Below are 20060 nucleotides of genomic sequence, written 5' to 3'. Positions count from 1 at the left end.
TAAGGATTACTCACGTTTGGAAATTTCATCTCGAATATGAGCTGCTTTCTCATAGTCCTCTGTAGCAACAGCTTCTTCTAATAATTTTTGAAGTTCCTCTATGGTTTTACCTTTATAGGTTTCGCGTTGCTCATTAGGATTAGGTTCCATTTCATTGGCGACAAGTTCATCTAAAATAACACTGTCTTCTTGATCTTCATCTTCTTTTTTAGGATTTACTTTTAAGTAGATTCCCGCTTTATCAAGAATGTTTTTATAAGTGAAAATAGGTGCTTGAAAGCGTAGAGCCAAAGCGATAGCATCACTGGTTCTGGCATCTATGATTTCTTCAATTTTGTCGCGCTCACAAATTAAGCTAGAATAAAAAACGCCATCAACAAGTTTGTGTATAATCACTTGTTTAACCACCACATCAAATCGGTCGGCAAAATTTTTAAATAAATCGTGTGTTAAGGGTCTTGGCGGGCTAATTTCTTTTTCTAAAGCAATGGCGATAGACTGCGCTTCAAAAGCACCAATAACGATAGGGAGTTTGCGGTCGCCGTCAACTTCATTTAATATTAATGCGTATGCGCCATTTTGCGTTTGGCTATAGGAAATTCCTTTTATATTTAATCTTACTAAACTCATATATTTAAAACGTAAAGAACCGCTTAATTTAGAACTTAACCAACCGAGCGTACCCATTTGGTATAAAATGCTAAATTAAGCAGTTCTTTAGGACTACACAATTTATAAAAAATAAATTATTGTTGAGCTTTAAAAGCTTTTAATTTTTCTATTAAGGCAGGAACCACTTCAAAGGCATCGCCTACAACACCGTAATCGGCAGCCTTAAAGAAAGGTGCTTCAGGATCGGTGTTAATCACCACTTTAGTTTTTGAAGCACTAACACCAGCTAAATGCTGAATAGCTCCAGAGATACCAATAGCAATATATAGATTAGAAGCAACAGGTTTTCCTGTTTGTCCAACGTGTTCGCCATGTGGGCGCCATCCTAAATCGGAAACAGGTTTCGAGCAAGCAGTTGCAGCACCTAAAACTTCAGCTAATTCTTCAATCATACCCCAGTTTTCAGGACCTTTCAATCCTCTTCCTCCAGAAACCACGATTTCAGCATCGGCAATAGTAACTTTGTCTGTCGCTTTATCTACCGACTCTACAGTAACACCAGCACTTGGTAATTCAGGCGAGAAGTCTTCCGCGGAAGCACTAGCACTATTTTCAACCAATCCGAAGGCATTATTAGAAACACCTATAATTTTTACATCGGTATTGATTTGAGTGGATTCGAAAGCTTTATTAGTAAACGCGGTACGTTTTACAGTAAATGGATTGGTGTTTGAAGGGACTTCAACAACATTTGAAGCGTAACCTGCCGACAAGCCAACCGCTAATAACGGTGCTAAATACTTGCTGTCGGCGCTAGAACTTAGAACGACTACTTTAGTGCCCTCTTTTTCTGCAGCCTGCTTAATGATAGCGGCATAAGTTTTTGCTGTAAATTTATCAAGTTCCGATTGATTAACTTGAAGCACTTTATCGACACCATATTTACCAAGTTCGGCAGTGTCGTTAGCGTTAATAGCAATAGCTGTAACGCTTGTTCCTAGTTGATCGGCAACGGCTTTAGCGTAAGATGCCACTTCGAAAGCAGCCTTTTTTAGTTTGCCTTGTTCTGATTCTGTATATACTAAAACGGACATAAATATACTTTTTTTCATTTCCGCGAAAGCGAAAATTTCATTAATGAATTTTGTTTTGTTTTCCTGAATTTGTTTCAGGATCTCATGATAATTTCGATGTTTTAACGAACATCTTCCTAATCATTTACCTTCATATAGAAGAACTAGGGGAGGTTTATATCACCTTAGCTTCGTTATGAAGTAAGTTTACTAATTCGTCTAAATTATCTGGGGAAACTAAAGTTACCGCGCCTTTTGGTGCTGGTTTTTCGAAGGCTACAGAGGTAGTTTCAGCCTCCGAGCTTACGGGTTCTACTATAGTTAAAGGCTTTTTTCTGGCCATCATAATCCCTCTCATGTTCGGTATGCGTAAATCGCTTTCTTCCACTAAACCTTTTTGGCTACCAATAACTAAAGGTAATGCCGTAGAAACGGTTTCTTTACCACCGTCTATTTCTCTTATCGCTTTCGCGGAAGTACCCTCAACTTCTAATCCAATACAGTTATTTACAAAATTAGCGTCGGTAAGTCCGGCAAGCATTCCAGGAACCATACCACCGTTATAATCGATAGATTCTCTCCCTGCAATAACTAAATCGTAAGCTCCTTCTTTAGCTACATGTGCTAATTGTTTAGCTACTGAAAAACCGTCGGTAGCTGTAGTGTTCACACGGATGGCTTCATCGGCACCAATAGCCAAGGCTTTACGTAAAGTAGGCTCGGTGTCGGCATTACCAACATTCACTACGGTAACCTGAGCGCCCTGTTTTTCCTTAAACCACATGGCACGGGTTAAGCCGAACTCATCATTAGGATTAATTACAAATTGTACACCAGTCGAATCAAATTTCGTGTTGTCGTCGGTGAAGTTAATCTTCGAAGTAGTGTCTGGAACATGACTTATACACACTAATATTTTCATTTGTATAAATTTTATAATGATTAGATCTCAATGTCATACCCGAATTATCTGTATAATCATACAAATCGTGATTTAAGGTATCGTCTTAAGAAGTTTTAAGTAAAATCGTCTGAAAAATTCAGGATACGAAGTTAATTATTTTATTCTGATTATTTGATATGGCACTCTAGTAAATAGGTAAAATAAGCCCGTTAAACTTTGTGAATTGATAAAATGATATACAAAATTTGAAGGGATTAATAATTGGATAATCTAAAATTAAAATAAAAGGGATTGGCCTTTTCATATATTCCTATTTATTGTGAGTTATTTCTGTTTTTTTACTAAAAATAATTTTTCCTGAATTTTACATATGCTTTTTATAGTATAGTATGGGCAATAATTATTATTTTTGCTACTCGAATAAAAATAAACTTTAATGAAGACAATTCAATTTAGAGAAGCTATTTGCGAAGCAATGAGCGAAGAAATGCGCAGAGATGAGAGCGTTTACTTAATGGGTGAAGAGGTAGCAGAGTACAATGGTGCTTATAAAGCATCTAAAGGCATGTTAGACGAGTTTGGTGCCAAACGTGTTATTGATACACCAATTGCAGAGCTTGGTTTTGCTGGTGTTGCTATAGGATCTACAATGACTGGAAACAGACCTATTGTAGAGTATATGACCTTTAACTTTTCGTTAGTTGGAATTGATCAAATTATAAATAACGCGGCTAAAATCAGACAAATGTCTGGTGGGCAGTTTAATTGTCCGATAGTTTTCCGTGGTCCTACAGCCTCTGCTGGTCAGTTAGGTGCGACACACTCTCAAGCTTTTGAAAACTGGTTTGCAAATACACCAGGTTTAAAAGTGGTTGTGCCATCAAACCCTTACGACGCAAAAGGTTTATTAAAAGCATCTATTCGCGATGAAGATCCAGTTATTTTCATGGAAAGTGAGCAGATGTACGGTGATAAAGGTGAAGTACCAGAAGGTGAGTACATCATTCCTTTAGGTGTTGCAGATATTAAGCGTGAAGGTACCGATGTTACTATCGTGTCTTTTGGTAAAATCATTAAAGAAGCTTACAAAGCAGCCGACGAATTAGAGAAAGAAGGTATTTCTTGTGAAATTATCGACTTACGTACGGTACGTCCAATGGATAGAAAAGCGATTGTAGAGTCTGTAAAGAAAACAAACAGATTAGTTGTTTTAGAAGAAGCATGGCCTTTTGGAAGTGTTGCTACTGAAATTACGTACTTAGTACAATCTGAAGCTTTCGATTATCTTGATGCTCCAGTTGTTAAAATAAACACAGCAGATACACCTGCACCGTATTCTCCAGTATTATTGGAAGAATGGTTGCCTAACAAAGATGAGGTAATCAAAGCGGTAAAAAAGGTGATGTATAAATAAATTGTAATTTATTACAATAATATAAACTTCATCAACATTTTATGTTGGTGAAGTTTTTTTTATTATGAGGATAAGACTTTTTCTAGCTTTATTTTTTACATGTTTTTGCGCAGTGTATGCGCAAACCAAAGTTAGTGGTTATGTTTTTGATGAAAATAAGGAGCCTATTGCCTTTGCAAACGTTATTTTCAGTGGTTCTACTCAAGGAACCATCACCAATGAAGATGGTCGTTTTTACTTAGAGTCGGATGAAACATGGTCTGGTGTAACCGTTTCTTTTATCGGTTATGAAACTTTAAAAATCCAGTTAGAAAAAAGAATAAACTACGATTTAAAATTCACACTAGTAGAGGCTGCATCTCAGTTAAACGAAGTTTTTATTGTATCCGGAAAGCAGCCCAAAAAGAATAATCCCGCTATAGATTTACTGCGCAAAATATGGGAGCATAAACGTAGTAATGGCCTAAAACAATTCAATCAATATCAATATAACAAATACGAAAAACTCGAATTTGATATCAATACCATAGACAGTGCGCTTATAAAAAGCAAATTATTTAAGGGTATGGAGTTTGTTTTCGAAGAGGTAGATACTTCTAAAGTCACGGGAAAAACCTATTTGCCCATTTTTGTGAATGAAGCTGCTTCTAAAGTATATGGTGATAATGTATTGAAGAAATACAAAGAAATTCTTCAAGGGAATAAAAACTCGGGATTTAGTGATAACCAGAGTCTCATCGATTTTGTAAAGGATTTGTATGCTGATATCAATGTGTATGATAATTACCTTAAATTTTTCGATAAAAGTTTTGTTAGTCCGCTGTCAAGAACAGGGATTAATACCTATAACTACGTTTTAGCCGATAGTGCTTATATTGATAATAAGTGGTGTTATAATATTATTTACTACCCAAGGCGAAAAAATGAACTCACTTTTAAAGGTGATTTTTGGGTAGCCGATACCACGTATGCTATCAAGGAAATAAACCTGCAGGCTTCAAAAAGTGCTAATATAAACTGGGTAAAAGAAATTTATATCGAGCAGGAGTTTGAAGTGCTTAACGATTCGTTATTCCTAGTGAAACGGGATTATATGATGTCGGATTTTGCGCCGAGTAAAAAGGAGAAGTCTCGCGGACTTTACGGAAAGCGTACAACGCTCTTTGATAATTACGAGTTCGACATCGTGAAGGATAAGAAATTTTACGAGAAAGAAGTAAACTACTACGATAAGGATGTTTATAACCGTGATGATGCCTTTTGGGATGAAAATCGCATGGAGCAGCTGAGTAAGGACGAAAAAGGTGTTTACAAAATGCTCGATACCTTAAAAACGGTTAAAAAATTTAAAAACCTATATAGCGCTGGTACTGTTTTGGCCTCTGGCTATTATGAGTTTAATACTCTGCCATTGGATTATGGACCTGTATTTTCATCGTTTGGATATAACGAAGTTGAGGGGTTTAGAACCCGTGTTGGTGGTCGTACGTATTTTGGCAGAAACGATTTATGGCGTATTGAAGGCTTTATGGCTTATGGGTTTAGAGATGATAAGTTTAAGTATGGTATTTCAGGAAAAGTTCTGTTAGACAAAAAAACGCGTTTGATTATTTCAGGAGGTAACCGTCGTGATATCGAACAAATAGGGGCGAGTTTAACCAATTCTACTGACGTACTGGGACGTAGTTTTGCATCATCTGGAATATTTACAACCGCTACCAACGATAAACTTACCAATATCAATTTAACCACTTTAGCTTTCGAACTTGAACCTGCGAAAAATTTCACGTTGAGATTAGGTGGGAGTTACAGAACCTTGGAGTCGGCTTCAGATACCTTTAGTTTAGATTATTACGATCCCAATTCTCCAACAGGTATTTCTTCTGAAATTAAACAATATGAAACCGAATTATTAATGTCTTTTTTTCCAAATCGAAAAATGACGGGTTTCGGGGTGGAACGTACAGCTGCGAACGACGATTTTGCGCAAATATTTGCTTTAATTACCAAAGGTGTGAAAGGTAGACACAACGATAATTTTGATTATACTAAACTTCAATTTCGCTATGTTCAACCTTGGCAAGTTGGTGGTTTTGGAAGACTTTACACCACCATTGAAGCGGGAAAAACCTTTGGAACCGTACCACTCGGTCTGTTAAGTGTGATTCCAGGAAATCAGAGTTATTTCTCGATTTATAATACTTTCTCGCAAATTGATTTTTATGAATTTGTAACCGATGCCTACACTTCGGTACATGTGGAACACAATTTTAACGGCCGCCTGTTTTCTAGAATTCCTTTAATTAAAAAATTAAATTTAAGAGCCATCGCAGGATTTAGAACCGTTATAGGAAGCATTTCCCAAGATAATATCGACTTGAATGCTTCAGGATTAGTGTATCAAGCACCGTCTGAAATACCTTATTATGAATACAGTTTCGGTATCGGGAATATTTTTAAAGTCTTCCGTTTGGACTTCAATTTCCGAGGCAATTATCTAGATGAAGTTAAAAATCCGAATGTCCGACAATTTGGTATTACTGGCGCGTTTGGATTTAGTTTTTAAGATAGAGCTAAGTTCTAAGAACAGTATGTTTAATAAATTTTTAATATAAATTACTTGTTAAAGCATTTAAGTTACTATACTTTTAACCGCTGTAATGAAAAAGTCATTTTTTAAATACTTCATTTTTCTTTTTGCACTCTTACTTGTTGGTCAGAGTACCTCGTTTGCTGAGGTAAGACAACAGGAGGCCAGTGCATCTACCTCAAAGACTTTTTCAAAAGAATCACAACTTTTTTCAAAATCACATTCATCAACACATCTTCTTGATATAAAAGTTGATGAAATTGAAATTGAAGAATACAAGAATAGTCTTCGTAAAAAAACAAGTCTTCAATACGATTTTACTACATGGTTTGAAGCCTTTATAGCATTTATCACATTTGAAAAAGGGACACCACTCTTTTCAAATATCCTTCCACTAAAAGTATCGAATAAGCGATATATCTTATTCCAGGTTTATAGGTTATGAAACTTTAGTAGTCATTAATTGTCTATTAAAACCCATAAGATTTAGTCTTTATGGGGTAAAAGAGATGTGTTTACATTTCTCAAAACAAACCAAAACCCAAATATTTTATATTTTAATTATGATACAAAAGAGTCTTCTTTTGGCGGGCTTGTGTATGCTATTATTAAGCACAAGTTGCCAATCGGAAAAGAAAAAACACGAAAAGGAAATCGAGTTTTTAGTTACAAATCCGATAAAAATAGACACCACAATAACTAAAGATTATGTGTGTCAAATCCATTCCATTAGAAATATTGAAGTAAGAGCATTAGAAAAAGGTTATCTAAAAACCATTTATGTTGATGAAGGCCAGTCCATTAAAAAAGGACAAAAAATGTTCGATATTATGCCGAATGTCTATCAAGCCGATTTACAAAAGGCTAAAGCAGAGGCCGATGTAGCTCAGATAGAATACCAAAACACAAAAATGTTAGCCGATGAGGATGTGATTTCTCAAAATGAGTTAAACATGGCTAAAGCAAAACTAGAGAAAGCAAATGCTGAAGTGTCTTTAGCGCAAACCCATTTAGGTTTTACAAATATTAAAGCACCATTTGATGGTATTATGGGGCATTTACATGTTAGAGGCGGTAGTCTTTTAGATGAAGGCGAACTGCTTACGACTTTATCTGATAACAGTAAAATGTGGGTGTATTACAATGTGTCGGAAGCTGAATATTTAGATTTTATTACCAATATAGACCGAAATAAGGACCAAGAAGTTAGTCTGTTAATGGCTAATAATCGGGTGTTTCCTCATAAAGGTATTGTAGAAACTATAGAGGGTGAATTTAATAATCAAACAGGAAACATTGCCTTTAGAGCCGTTTTTACAAATGAAGAAGGCATTCTACGACATGGTGAAACCGGTAGTATTCTTATGGAAGTGCCATTTAAAGATGCTATTATCATCCCTCAAAAAGCAACCTTCGAAGTTTTAGACAAAAAATATGTTTTTGTCATCGATGAGAACAATACAGTAAAACAACAAGAAATCACACTTCGAGGTGAGTTACCTCAACTTTTTGTTGTCGATCAAGGACTTTCTGTACAAGATAAGATTTTGTTAGAAGGTATTCGTATGGTTAAAAATGGAGAAAAAATCCATTATAAAGTGGAAGATGGCCATACCGTTATAAAGCACTTAGAAATGTACGCTGAGTAATAATCCCTTATAAAATAACAAGATGTTTAGTAAATTTATAAAAAGACCCGTGTTGGCTATTGTCATATCGGTAATCATTGTATTTACAGGGTTATTGGCAATAAATCGATTGCCTATCTCTCAGTTTCCCCAAATCGCTCCAACGACTGTTAATATATTTATTGCCTATCCAGGAGCGAGTGCCGATGTGCTCGTTAAATCCACATTAATTCCTTTAGAAACAGCAATTAACGGCGTACAAGATATGCGTTATATTGCTTCGGATGCCACCAGTGCTGGTGAAGGGACGTTACGTATAATTTTTGAACCAGGAACAGACCCTAATCAAGCCGTAGTCAGGGTGAAAACTAGGGTCGATCAAGTCATGCCTTTACTGCCAGAACTGGTTCAGCGAGAGGGTGTGGTTATCACTCCTGTGCAGCCGAGTATGTTAATGTATGTCAATCTGTATAGTAAGAAAAAGGATAACGACGAGAAATTTCTTTATAATTATGCCTACACTAAAATAGTACCCGAAATTCAAAGAATTAAAGGTATTGCAAGTGCTCAAATTCTAGGAAGTCGTAAGTACGCCATGCGTGTATGGTTAAAACCAGATCGTATGCGTGCTTATAAAGTTTCAGCAGAAGACGTTCTTGAAGCTATGGATGAGCAAAGCATTATTGCTAGGCCTGGCCGTTTAGGACGAAGCTCAGGTAAAAAAGCACAGTCCTTAGAATATGTTTTAACATACGAAGGGCGGTATAATGAACCCGAACAGTATAAAGATATTATCATTAAGGCTACCGAAGAAGGTGAAATTTTGAAATTAGGTGATATTGCCGATGTCGAATTAGGAAGTGAGTTTTTTGATATTTATTCCAATCTCGACGGACAACCATCGGCTTCTATCGTGTTGAAACAAACTTTTGGAAGTAATGGTAGTGATGTTATCGATGCTGTAAAAGAAAAATTAAAAGAACTTAAAGAAGATTTACCTCCCGATGTAGATTATAAAATAAGTTATGATGTTTCTAACTTTTTAGATGCCTCCATAGAACAGGTTATCGATACCCTACGCGATGCCTTTATATTGGTAGCCATCGTGGTATTCTTATTTTTGGGAGATTTTCGATCGACCCTCATTCCAATTATTGCTGTTCCCGTTTCGCTTATCGGAACATTTTTTATTATGCAGCTCTTTGGATTGTCAATCAACCTTATTACTCTTTTCGCTTTAGTTTTAGCCATTGGTATTGTGGTTGATGATGCCATTGTCGTCGTTGAAGCCGTCCATGTTAAAATGGAGGAAGAGAACCTTTCACCTTATAAAGCGGCTTATGCTGTTTTAGGCGAGATTGGTGGTGCTATTCTAGCCATAACCATGGTTATGGTTTCGGTGTTTATTCCAATAGCTTTTATGTCTGGTCCAGTGGGGGTATTCTACCGTCAATTCTCAATAACTATGGCTGGTGCCATTATTTTATCGGCCATTGTAGCACTTACATTAACGCCAGTATTATGTGCTATGATGTTAAAGAATAATCATGGAAAGCCAAGGAAAAAATCACCTATAAACAGGTTCATCGATTGGTTTAATTCCAAATTTGATACCCTGACTGGTGCATATGTGAAGGTTTTAAAAGTTATTGTAAACCGTCGTGTCATTACATTTGGACTATTAATAGCCTTCTGTGTAGGTATATTTTTAACCAATAAAGTGCTTCCAGCAGGTTTTATTCCAAATGAAGATCAAGGGATGATTTATGCTATCGTGCAAACACCACCAGGAGCTACTCTAGAACGTACCAACGAGGTGGCTCACAAGCTTCAAAAAATTTGTGAAGAGACTGAAGGTGTAGAGTCGGTGTCTTCTTTAGCGGGTTACGAAATTATGACCGAAGGTCGTGGTTCTAACGCAGGAACCTGTTTGATTAACTTGAAACCTTGGTCGGAACGTCATCATTCTGTTCATGAAATCATGGAAGAATTGGAGGAGGAAACTAAAGACCTAGGTGCTGTAATAGAATATTTCGAACCACCAGCGGTACCAGGGTTTGGATCCTCGGGAGGTTTCGCCTTACGCTTACTTGATAAAACAAACTCCACCGACTATCATGAGTTTGAGAATATCAATACGCAGTTTATGGATGCTTTAAGAGCGCGTAAAGAACTAGCGGGATTATTCACTTTCTATGCTGCTAATTATCCACAGTATAAATTAAAAATTAACAATAAGGTGGCTATGCAAAAAGGGGTTTCGATAGGGAAAGCTATGGAAAATCTTAACATTTTAATTGGTAGTACCTATGAACAAGGATTTATTAAATATGGTAGGTTCTTCAAGGTTTATACACAAGCGGCTCCAGAATATAGAGGTATGCCATCGGATTTAGAAAAGCTTTTTGTTAAAAATGAAGATGGTGAAATGGTGCCGTATTCGTCATTCATGACCATGGAAAAAACATTAGGGCCTAATGAGATTACGCGATATAATCTCTATAACTCGGCAGCCATAAGGGGACTTCCGGCAGCAGGTTTTACTAGCGGTGATGCGATTAAGGCCATTCAAGAAGTAGCGAAAGAAAAATTGCCAAGAGGTTATGATATTGCATGGGAAGGACTGTCTTACGATGAAGCTTCAAGAGGTAATGAGTCGCTATATATTTTCATGGTGGTTCTAATCTTCGTGTACCTCGTATTAGCAGCGCAATATGAAAGCTTTCTGTTGCCTTTAGTTGTTATTCTATCACTACCAGTTGGAGTTTTTGGTTCCTTTTTATTATTAAAATTGATGGGGCTTGCAAACGATGTGTATGCTCAAATTGGGGTCATCATGTTAGTCGGATTATTGGGTAAAAATGCTGTTTTAATTGTTGAGTTCGCCGTACAAAAACGGATTGAAGGGGCAACCATTCTTGAGGCCGCAATAGAAGGTGCCAAAGTAAGGTTTAGACCAATTTTAATGACCTCCTTTGCCTTTGTAGCAGGGTTAATTCCTTTGGTGATAGCCACAGGGGCAGGCGCTATTGGAAACAGGACCATTGGTGGTTCGGCCATGGGTGGCATGCTTATAGGTACGCTTCTAGGGGTATTAGTTATTCCTGGGTTATACTACATTTTTGCAAAAATGGCAGATGGACGCACGCTTATAAAAGACGAGAAAGTAGAAACCGTCTCAGAAGAGTTTATGCGTGCTAGTGAAAATAATATAGAGGTTAAAACAGAGCTTTCTAAAATTAAAAAGCTTTTGAAAAAAATAACTAAAAAATCAGAAGATGAATAAGAAAAAAGCCATGGTGCGCCAGTATAAAAAAACAGTTTTTCTTGGCGTTATTCTGCTAACAAGCCTTTATTCTTGTGTACCTTCTTTGGAAGTTATGCAAGAACATAAGGCTGTGCCTAATCAGTTTAAAAACCAAACATTGGATACCGTAAATACAGCACGGGTGAAGTGGAATGACGTTTTTACTGATATTTATTTGAGTGCACTTATTGAAGAAGCCCTTAAGAATAACCAAGAGTTGAATATTACCTTGCAAGAAGTTGAAATGGCAAGGAATGAAGTAGGAGCTAAAAAAGGAGAATATCTTCCTTTTGTAGACATACGTGCTGGTGCCGAAGTTGAAAAAGTTGGTCGATATACCAGTCAAGGTGCTAGTGATGCGAATAACGATATTAAACCAGGTAAAGAATTTCCAGAGCCATTAGGAAATTATGGTATCGCACTTGAAGCCAGATGGGAGCTAGATATCTGGAAGAAATTGCGCAATGCTAAAAAAGCGGCTTACCAACGTTATATTGCTTCTGTTGAGGGTAAAAATTTCCTAGTAACTAATTTAGTTGCTGAAATTGCTAATTCATATTACGAATTACTTACCCTTGATAATCAATTGGCAATTGTTCAGGAGAACATCAAGATTCAAAGTAACGCTTTAGAAATTGTTAAGCTACAAAAAGCTGCAGCTCGAGTAACACAACTCGCAGTTAGTAGGTTTGAAGCTGAAGTATGGCATACTAGGAGTTTGAAATTCGATATTCAGCAGAAGATTACCGAAACTGAAAATAAAATTAATTTTTTAGTAGGGCGTTATCCGCAGCCAATTGAACGTAGTTCAGAATCTTTTTACGATTTGGTTCCAGATACGTTTTTGGTTGGTGTGCCAGCACAGTTGTTAGATAATCGTCCAGATATTAGAGAGGCCGAGTTAGAATTGGAAGCTGCAAAATTAGATATTAAAGTAGCTAAAGCTCGGTTCTATCCCTCGGTAGGTATTTCAGCGGGTGTAGGTTTCGATGCATTTGATCCTTCATTATTATTGGAAACTCCGGCATCTTTAATTTATTCTTTGGTAGGCGATATTGCCGGACCATTAATCAATAGAAATGAAATAAAAGCACTGTACTACAATGCAAGTGCCAAACAAATTCAGGCCGTTTTTAATTACGAGCGTACTGTTTTAAACGCCTATTTAGAAGTTGCCAATCAGCTTTCTAATATTAGTAATTTAGAACAGAGTTTCGATTTAAAATCAAAGAAAGTAGATGCGCTTACCCGTTCTATTGGAATTTCTAACACGCTTTTTAAATCGGCAAGAGCCGATTATATGGAAGTGCTGTTAACTCAAAGAGACGCTTTGGAGTCTAAGTTTGAATTGGTGGAAACCAAAAAAGAACAAATGAATGCCATGGTTAATATGTATCGGGCTCTTGGAGGTGGTTGGAACTAAACGTTTTGCCTTTATAGTTATTAATTGGTTTTATGTAAACCCTTTTAAGTGTTATGCTTAGGAGGGTTTTTTTTATACAATAAAATAGATGGCCACAAAAAAACACATGCGTATAATCTTACATTTATAGAAATATACTTACATTTGAGCGATTCAAATCTATCAAATGTATAAATCATGCCTGGAAAACCAGCCGCAACTTTAGGAAGTCATCATACGTGTCCCATGTGTAGTGGTACGACGCCTCATGTGGGCGGACCCGTAATTAAAGGAGAGGTTAATGTATTGTTTAATAGTAAACCTGCAGCTACTTTGGGTAGTTTATGTACTTGTGTAGGTGGCCCTGATACTATTATTTCTGGGAACCCCTCGGTTTTGATAAATGGTAAACCTATGGCTTGCGTGGGGGATTCATCGGCTCACGGGGGAATTGTGGTTATGGGAGAAGCTAATATTTTAATCGGAAGCAGTGTGGTGGAACCATCAAAGGTCTTGCCTGCCGAAAAAATTCCATTTCCTAAAATTAGCACAATTGACCGCTTAAAATCTGTCGTTGTTGGTCAGGGTGAAAGCCTTAAAGTTGCTGAGAGAAATCAGGAAGCTTCTAAGAAGCGTGGTTATTTAGTTGAAGTCGATTTTAGTATTTAGTAAAACCCAATGAAAGTAGATTATCCTATTCTCCCTGAGTATGCCAATGCTGCTACCGAAGCTGATAAGTCCAAAACGATAGAGCGTTATTTCGGACATTATAACCGAGCGGGATTTTTTCCTTTAGGTGTTCATAATACTTGGCATGGTGGGATTCATCTTGAAGGTATAGGCACTAAAGTAAGAGCCATTGCCGATGGTCGTATTATAGCTTACCGCATTCCAGAAGATTATATTCTTGAAAAGTATAGCACCGATGCTAAATACTCCAACGGTTTTATTCTCATCCAACATGATTTTGAAACGCCTAAAAAAGTAAAACTCCGATTTTATAGCTTGTATATGCACTTACAGCCTAAAATAGAAATGGAAGCGAGTGAAGCAGGGGAAAACATTCCCGATTTGTATGCAAAGTATGTTGTAAAAACAAAATTGAATTCTAGGGAAATGGGATTGAAAGTTCGTGAGTATATCCCTGAAATTTTTGAAAAACAGAAAAAAGAAACCCATTTTTTTGCTAAAGGAACCAAGCTGAAAATGGAGTATGATATATGCCTTCCAGAAGAGCATTGGATGTGTGGTAATCCTTCATATGTTTTTTGTTCTTATAACAATAAAGTATTCTGTGTATATAAAGGTTACTTAACTGAAGAGGTTGATGGGTATGTTAAAATAGATCATTATAAAGCAAAGGAGCTTAATGTTTTTGGTTCGGAAACCTCTAAAGGAACTATGCTGTTCGACGGTATTGAAGGTAACTATATAGGTATGGAATGCAAAGATGTTGAACTGGATATAGAATTCACAAAAAATAAAAATTGGTACAAAATTAAAAACATTAATCATTTTGTGTTAGCTCAAGACTTTACAAGTATTAGAAAAAAAATAAAGGATGGTGTAGAATTAAATAAGGTAGTAAATGACGATATGCCTATAACGGCAGGACAAATTATTGGAGGTCTTGGAAAGTATGACTCTGAAAACCGTAATGCTTATAATGCATTGCATTTAGAAGTGTTTACAGACGATGCTAATCTTTCTGAGTTTATTAATAATACAAAAGATAAAGATAAATCGACTTTTGAAGTAGCAAAAGGTAAAGTTCTTCAAGCAGCCAAGCCATGTAATTTTTTAAAAGCCAACACTAAAGTGAAAATTTATGAATCTGATGGAGGTTATACTCAAATAGGATTTGAAAATGTTCGTGGTGTAATTAAAAGGAGTCATTTGGTGTATCACAATAATCATTATACTGTAATACCCGAATTTTTCGAAGAAATAAACCTTCAGATGAAAAATGTACTTCCTAATGATAAATCTAGATTGTATTATAAAGAGACCATTGGTAACGACAGAGTTGTCGCTTATAAAATGAATAGATCAGGTGAAAAGTATTGGGTGAAATCTAGTATGGTCACGGGTAAAACGGGCGAATGGGTGACTTTAACCTTGAATATTAATGAGGTTTATGACACAAATCCCGATTTGAAGAATAAAGATGTTCTCGTGGAAAAAACGTCTCAAGCCAGAAAAGTTGCTGTCACCAGAGATGATCAAAACACGGAATGGTGGCAAATAAAAACAGGTGACCTTGAAGGTTGGATTAAAAAAAGTGAACTTATAGAAAAGACGCCGTATAATTGGTCAGATTTCGGTTGGAAGGTCCTCGATAATACTGGTGATCAATACTTTTACATGTTTGGGGAATTTGTGGAGAAAAGTAGTCCACATGCTTTCGTAGAACAAATTTGGCAGCAAGCCGATACCAATGCAGATCAGGTATTGTCTAATTTCGAGTTACAACAAGTCATGCAAAACAGAGATCAATTAGAATCCATATCCAAGCTGATTTGTAAGCATGAAAGTGAGTGGAATATGAGAAAAAAAATTGCTGAATTTGAAACAGAATTATGTAGTCTTTTCGAAAAAGGTATTAATGAAGAAGAGGATTTTGAGAAAAAGCAAAAGCTCGAAAAGCAACGTGAAGATAAAATTTCTGTTTTAAAAGATAAGATCGACAACTTATGTTTTTGGGATGAAATTGAATCAGGAGAGTTGGTTCCAGTTACAGAACGTAGGCAAGATTATATTTATAATAATAGTTTTACTTGTTCAAAATATAGAAATTTTGGTTTGCCAACTAAAGAGGAAATGGAACTAGGTTGGGAGTTTGATTTACTTGAAGAAAAACGTATAAAACGACAATTTCCAAAAGACTCGAAAGTGTATCATTTTCATCCCATTGCTTTTGTGGAGCAGATGAAGATGGTTGTTGGGAAATATGGTATTCGATCTGGGTATAACATAGATTTAGCAGTTAAAAAATTACAAGAAAATGCCAAGCCGAAACCTCTTGGGAAATGCGGGAGGTTTGTAAGGTACGCACTGGAAGCTGGTTTTAGTCTAGAGCGAAACGGTTTACTTGGTAAGACTCCTGGTGCTGCAAAAGATTATGACACCTTTTTGAGGAAGAAAAAGTTCTATTTGTTGGATGATATTTCTAATTTAGAAGAATATGCACCTATGAAAGGAGATATTGCTGTGTTTGTTGCATTCCAAGGAGTAATAAAGACTCATCAATACGGTCATATTCAAATGTACGATGGAGAGAAATGGATATCAGATTTCAAACAAAGAGGGTTCTGGGCAGGAGGAGACTATAGGGCGTTTAAACCTAGTTTCAATATATATAGATGGTAATTATGAAAAAAATAATTTTAATAGTTATTTCAGTCAATTTATTAATTTGTTGTAACAAAAAAAAGCAACAAGATGATGATGTTAATAAAGGAATAGAGGTAACTGAGAATAAACACGTAGTTATATCATATGCAATCACAAAGGATGATAGCTTACTCATAGAGAAGCTAGTCAGAAATGTTTATGAATGGAATGAAAAAAATATAGCATATTATTTTGATGTCGGAGTTGAAGATCAAAATGGGGAAAAGTATATTGGTATTGATTGGGATATTTATGAAGATAACAAAGAATTATTAAAAAAAAGCGGTATGTTTTCTGATATTTTTATTGCTTCTTATCGAAAAGTACTTGAGCAAATTGATGAAAAAGTCAAAAATAAAGAATACGATTATGACTGGGTAGTAGGGGAATATCCTCCTTTTGGTACAGGTGTAAATGAGTGGTGTCATTGTCAAGACACACCTAATGATTATTATTGGAATGATATACAGATAAAAGATATTAAAGTAATAGGTAGTAATAAGGTTAGTTTGACTTGGAATTGGGGTCTAAACACTAAATGGAGTAATGGTTTTAGTTATCCAATGGAAGTCAAAAAAGAAAATAATACATGGAGAGTTACTTATTTAGATGGGTTCAATAAAAGGTATTATTAGGTAATGTTTTACAATGTGTATAAATTAATATCAAGAAGTATGTAGTGCTGAATTCTTTAGTGATAAAAAAGAATAAAATACGGAAGATATAAAAAGGCATATTGGAAAATGTTGAAATTATCATAATTCCTGATCGCGTGAAATAGTAAAATAATTATGAAAAATTCTCTATTTATTCTTGTTATAGTAGCTATTACTGGTGTGGTCGCACTCATAGTGCCTTATAGCAATAAATTAGAAAACACTACTCTTAGCTTTAATAGTCAAACTATTCCTAGTACATTAAAAAACACAATAAGTTCTAAGAAAAAGAAAACTTTATTAGTTGGAGATTCTTTAATTTCGGATAGAAATTTTATAAATCAAATTAACGCAACATGTATTTCGAACGGGGATTTAGAAATTTCTGACACTTACAAAAGCAAATGTAATTTCTTTAAAATAAAATTCATCTATGAAAATTTAAATAGCATCGATGATAAGGAAATTCAAAATTTTAATAACATAAGCTATCATATTAGGCAATCTAAAGAGACATCTGACGCTGATAATTTTATTATAAAAAATTTAATATTAAAGAAAGGTGACGTTTTCACAGATTCAATTAGAATATATAGCTATGAAAATTATATAGAGGCTTTAGTCCAAAAAAACAAATACTTTTATTTAGAGGGTAATTATTTGTGGATATTAAAATTTAACATTGATGAAGCTGGAGTGAATGTTGTCGATTGGTCTAGTTATATAGTGAATGATAGTGGTAAGATAATTTTGGAAGAAAACTAAATAAAAATTTCATGAACTTCAGATATATATAACATTGAATCCCCAGTGATTCTTAAAGTAATTAATTTAATTTATGAAAAAAATAATCTTAATAATACTTCTTTGCTTTTCGTGTAAAACCAATAATGAAAGTCCCACTTCCTCTACAGATAATTCGGCTAAAGAAGGGCATGAATTTGTTAAAGATACGATTCTGGTTAAAAGAGAAATTGTAGGTAGTAATAATTACAATGAAAAATTAAAAAAAATAGCATTCGATAAGACGAATGCTCCTATTAATCTTATAAGTTTTGTTTGTGATGGAGTAGAATCGCCAAATTTTTATTTGTTGTTTGAAAAATCAAATAAAGCTATTATTAGTCAAGATATTTGCGGTGATTTTAATGTTGTTAGTTTGCAAGTTATTAATGCAAGTAATAAGATTGTTGATAAGCTCATTATTGAAAGTGAATGGTATGAGCCTGGTAATGAAAATGAATATTTCAAAAAAGAGACTTTCTCTATTGATGATAAGTTTAATATAAAAGTTAAAGAAGAAATTATTGAGTATGGAGAAATAACACAGGCAAATATTTCAAAGTATACAATTACTAAATCAGGGGAAATATCAAAACAATAAAAATTGTAGGGAGGCTTTGTTTATGTCTAAATAAAAAGCCCTGCAATAACTGCAGGGCTTTTAAATATATCAATCTAAAAACTACTCGAATTTACAATCCGAAAGCGGCTTTTACTTGGTCCACATAGTCTAGTTTTTCCCAAGTGAATAATTCTACGTCTAGGGTTACACTATCACCTTGTGGCTGGGTAAAGGTTTTGGTAACCGTTTCATTTTTACGTCCCATGTGACCGTAAGCTGCGGTTTCACTGTAAATAGGTGCACGTAATTTTAAACGTTCTTCAATAGCAAACGGACGCATGTCAAAAATCTGACTTACTTTTTCCGCGATTTCACCATCGGTCATGTTAAACGGACAAGTACCATAAGTATCAATAAAAATACCCATAGGTTCTACAACACCAATGGCATAACTTACTTGTACTAAAACTTCATCGGCAACACCTGCAGCAACTAAGTTTTTGGCTATATGTCTGGTAGCATAAGCGGCACTTCTATCAACTTTACTTGGGTCTTTCCCAGAGAAAGCACCACCACCATGAGCACCTTTTCCGCCGTAAGTGTCTACAATAATTTTACGTCCTGTTAATCCGGTATCACCGTGAGGACCACCAATTACAAATTTCCCAGTTGGGTTAATGTGGTATTTAATATCGTCATTAAATAACTTTTGGATCGCTTCTGGAAGTTTAGAAATCACACGTGGGATTAATATCTCCACGATATCTTTTCTAATTTTCGCTAACATCGTTTCGTCATCAGCAAAATCATCATGCTGAGTAGACACCACTATAGCTTCAATACGTTGTGGGATGTTATCATCATCATACTCAATCGTTACCTGACTTTTAGAATCTGGTCTTAGGTAAGTAATCTCGTTGTTCTCACGTCTTAAATCAGCTAATTCTCTTAAAATTAAATGCGATAAATCTAAGGCTAACGGCATAAAATTCTCCGTTTCATTAGTCGCATAACCAAACATCATCCCTTGGTCACCAGCACCTTGCTCTTCTTTACTACCACGATCTACACCTTGGTTAATGTCTTCCGATTGTTCGTGAATAGCAGATAATACACCACATGAATTTCCGTCGAACATATATTCACCTTTAGTATATCCAATTTTATTAATCGTGTCACGAGCAATTTTTTGAACATCTAAATAGGTTGTCGATTTAACCTCTCCCGCAAGTACTACTTGTCCAGTTGTTACTAAGGTTTCACATGCTACTTTTGAATCGGTGTCAAAAGCTAAAAAATTATCTATTAAAGCGTCACTAATTTGATCTGCTACTTTGTCTGGATGCCCTTCAGAAACACTTTCCGAAGTGAATAAATAAGCCATAATAATTTAAATTATAGTAAGATTTGACGATAACGTCGAAGGAAGTTTACACTGCCTTTAGCATTTTTTCTTGGGTTAAGGTGTTTCATGTATTTTATGAAATTCCGTTTAACACAAAGAGGTTGCAATCAGTCAAATCTTTCCTCTGTTGTTTTGTGCCGCAAAAGTAAAAAAATAAAAGAAAATGAACATGGCTTTTTTATTTTTTAAACAAAATATGTTGGTGGTTACATATTAATTTCGAATATTTGTTTCATCAAGATGAGAAAACAAATTATACAAGTCATTTCTATTATTGTTATTGTGATTATTTCACAAGGCTAGGGAATGCAATAATTTAAAACATATAAAT

Annotated in this window: 15 protein-coding genes; 11 read left to right on the top strand and 4 right to left on the bottom strand. The window is 35.3% G+C overall.

What is annotated here, in order from left to right; translation table 11 throughout:
• Positions 1 to 6: 6 nt before the first annotated feature.
• From JJL45_RS00400 to JJL45_RS00390, 3 genes are all read right to left on the bottom strand, one after another.
• The gene (locus JJL45_RS00400) at positions 7 to 630 is read right to left on the bottom strand and encodes a bifunctional nuclease family protein (RefSeq protein ID WP_067145570.1); all 624 of its coding nucleotides are present in this window, start codon (positions 628 to 630) and stop codon (positions 7 to 9) included.
• Between the two features lie 116 nt (positions 631 to 746).
• A complete protein-coding gene (locus JJL45_RS00395; protein ID WP_068601768.1) occupies positions 747 to 1706 on the bottom strand; it encodes an electron transfer flavoprotein subunit alpha/FixB family protein in 960 nt (319 codons plus the stop codon).
• 154 nt (positions 1707 to 1860) lie between these two features.
• A complete protein-coding gene (locus JJL45_RS00390) occupies positions 1861 to 2607 on the bottom strand; it encodes an electron transfer flavoprotein subunit beta/FixA family protein (protein ID WP_068601521.1) in 747 nt (248 codons plus the stop codon).
• Between the two features lie 418 nt (positions 2608 to 3025).
• Here JJL45_RS00390 and JJL45_RS00385 point away from each other — a divergent pair, with 418 nt between their 5' ends.
• The 11 genes from JJL45_RS00385 to JJL45_RS00335 all read left to right on the top strand — a co-directional run bounded on the left by JJL45_RS00385 (position 3026) and on the right by JJL45_RS00335 (position 18363).
• Complete coding sequence (locus JJL45_RS00385; protein ID WP_067144794.1) at positions 3026 to 4003, top strand: pyruvate dehydrogenase complex E1 component subunit beta; 978 nt, start codon at positions 3026 to 3028, stop codon at positions 4001 to 4003.
• A 64-nt stretch (positions 4004 to 4067) separates the two neighbouring features.
• Positions 4068 to 6569: a DUF5686 and carboxypeptidase-like regulatory domain-containing protein gene (locus tag JJL45_RS00380; RefSeq protein ID WP_068601523.1), complete on the top strand. Its 2502-nt coding sequence runs from the start codon at positions 4068 to 4070 to the stop codon at positions 6567 to 6569.
• Between the two features lie 94 nt (positions 6570 to 6663).
• Positions 6664 to 7038, top strand: a complete 375-nt coding sequence (locus JJL45_RS00375) for a hypothetical protein (protein ID WP_068601526.1) — start codon at positions 6664 to 6666, stop codon at positions 7036 to 7038.
• A gap of 121 nt (positions 7039 to 7159) precedes the next feature.
• Positions 7160 to 8242: an efflux RND transporter periplasmic adaptor subunit gene (locus tag JJL45_RS00370; protein ID WP_068601770.1), complete on the top strand. Its 1083-nt coding sequence runs from the start codon at positions 7160 to 7162 to the stop codon at positions 8240 to 8242.
• A gap of 22 nt (positions 8243 to 8264) precedes the next feature.
• Complete coding sequence (locus JJL45_RS00365) at positions 8265 to 11507, top strand: efflux RND transporter permease subunit (protein ID WP_068601528.1); 3243 nt, start codon at positions 8265 to 8267, stop codon at positions 11505 to 11507.
• Positions 11500 to 12951, top strand: coding sequence for a TolC family protein (locus tag JJL45_RS00360; RefSeq protein WP_202664206.1), 1452 nt, complete (start codon positions 11500 to 11502; stop codon positions 12949 to 12951). Before JJL45_RS00365 ends, JJL45_RS00360 begins: the two co-directional genes overlap by 8 nt.
• 177 nt (positions 12952 to 13128) lie before the next feature.
• The gene (locus tag JJL45_RS00355; RefSeq protein WP_067144790.1) at positions 13129 to 13599 is read left to right on the top strand and encodes a PAAR domain-containing protein; all 471 of its coding nucleotides are present in this window, start codon (positions 13129 to 13131) and stop codon (positions 13597 to 13599) included.
• 9 nt (positions 13600 to 13608) lie between these two features.
• Positions 13609 to 16299 (top strand): M23 family metallopeptidase, encoded by a 2691-nt coding sequence (locus JJL45_RS00350; RefSeq protein WP_082935839.1) that lies wholly within the window; start codon positions 13609 to 13611, stop codon positions 16297 to 16299.
• A gap of 2 nt (positions 16300 to 16301) precedes the next feature.
• Positions 16302 to 16958, top strand: coding sequence for a hypothetical protein (locus tag JJL45_RS00345; protein WP_202664205.1), 657 nt, complete (start codon positions 16302 to 16304; stop codon positions 16956 to 16958).
• A 156-nt stretch (positions 16959 to 17114) separates the two neighbouring features.
• Entirely contained in the window at positions 17115 to 17744 is a 630-nt protein-coding gene (locus tag JJL45_RS00340; RefSeq protein ID WP_068601532.1) for a hypothetical protein, read from the top strand.
• 73 nt (positions 17745 to 17817) lie between these two features.
• On the top strand, positions 17818 to 18363 hold the full coding sequence (locus JJL45_RS00335) for a hypothetical protein (protein ID WP_068601534.1): 546 nt from the start codon (positions 17818 to 17820) through the stop codon (positions 18361 to 18363).
• A 91-nt stretch (positions 18364 to 18454) separates the two neighbouring features.
• Here JJL45_RS00335 and metK read toward each other — a convergent pair whose 3' ends face one another.
• A complete protein-coding gene (gene metK / locus JJL45_RS00330; protein WP_068601536.1) occupies positions 18455 to 19708 on the bottom strand; it encodes a methionine adenosyltransferase in 1254 nt (417 codons plus the stop codon).
• Positions 19709 to 20060 lie beyond the last annotated feature (352 nt).

Origin of the sequence: Tamlana sp. s12, from assembly GCF_016767215.1 — a bacterium.
In the GTDB taxonomy this organism is placed as follows: domain Bacteria; phylum Bacteroidota; class Bacteroidia; order Flavobacteriales; family Flavobacteriaceae; genus Pseudotamlana; species Pseudotamlana agarivorans.
The sequence above is the reverse complement of the archived record's forward strand: the minus strand, read 5'-3'. Positions and strand labels throughout refer to the sequence as shown.

Bases quoted from the DNA above. Each gene is read 5' to 3' on its own strand.
- JJL45_RS00400 (WP_067145570.1), bottom strand. From the start codon at position 630: ATGAGTTTAGTAAGATTAAATATAAAAGGAATTTCCTATAGCCAAACG.
- JJL45_RS00395 (WP_068601768.1), bottom strand. From the start codon at position 1,706: ATGTCCGTTTTAGTATATACAGAATCAGAACAAGGCAAACTAAAAAAG.
- JJL45_RS00390 (WP_068601521.1), bottom strand. From the start codon at position 2,607: ATGAAAATATTAGTGTGTATAAGTCATGTTCCAGACACTACTTCGAAG.
- JJL45_RS00385 (WP_067144794.1), top strand. From the start codon at position 3,026: ATGAAGACAATTCAATTTAGAGAAGCTATTTGCGAAGCAATGAGCGAA.
- JJL45_RS00380 (WP_068601523.1), top strand. From the start codon at position 4,068: ATGAGGATAAGACTTTTTCTAGCTTTATTTTTTACATGTTTTTGCGCA.
- JJL45_RS00375 (WP_068601526.1), top strand. From the start codon at position 6,664: ATGAAAAAGTCATTTTTTAAATACTTCATTTTTCTTTTTGCACTCTTA.
- JJL45_RS00365 (WP_068601528.1), top strand. From the start codon at position 8,265: ATGTTTAGTAAATTTATAAAAAGACCCGTGTTGGCTATTGTCATATCG.
- JJL45_RS00360 (WP_202664206.1), top strand. From the start codon at position 11,500: ATGAATAAGAAAAAAGCCATGGTGCGCCAGTATAAAAAAACAGTTTTT.
- JJL45_RS00355 (WP_067144790.1), top strand. From the start codon at position 13,129: ATGCCTGGAAAACCAGCCGCAACTTTAGGAAGTCATCATACGTGTCCC.
- JJL45_RS00350 (WP_082935839.1), top strand. From the start codon at position 13,609: ATGAAAGTAGATTATCCTATTCTCCCTGAGTATGCCAATGCTGCTACC.
- JJL45_RS00345 (WP_202664205.1), top strand. From the start codon at position 16,302: ATGAAAAAAATAATTTTAATAGTTATTTCAGTCAATTTATTAATTTGT.
- JJL45_RS00340 (WP_068601532.1), top strand. From the start codon at position 17,115: ATGAAAAATTCTCTATTTATTCTTGTTATAGTAGCTATTACTGGTGTG.
- JJL45_RS00335 (WP_068601534.1), top strand. From the start codon at position 17,818: ATGAAAAAAATAATCTTAATAATACTTCTTTGCTTTTCGTGTAAAACC.
- metK (WP_068601536.1), bottom strand. From the start codon at position 19,708: ATGGCTTATTTATTCACTTCGGAAAGTGTTTCTGAAGGGCATCCAGAC.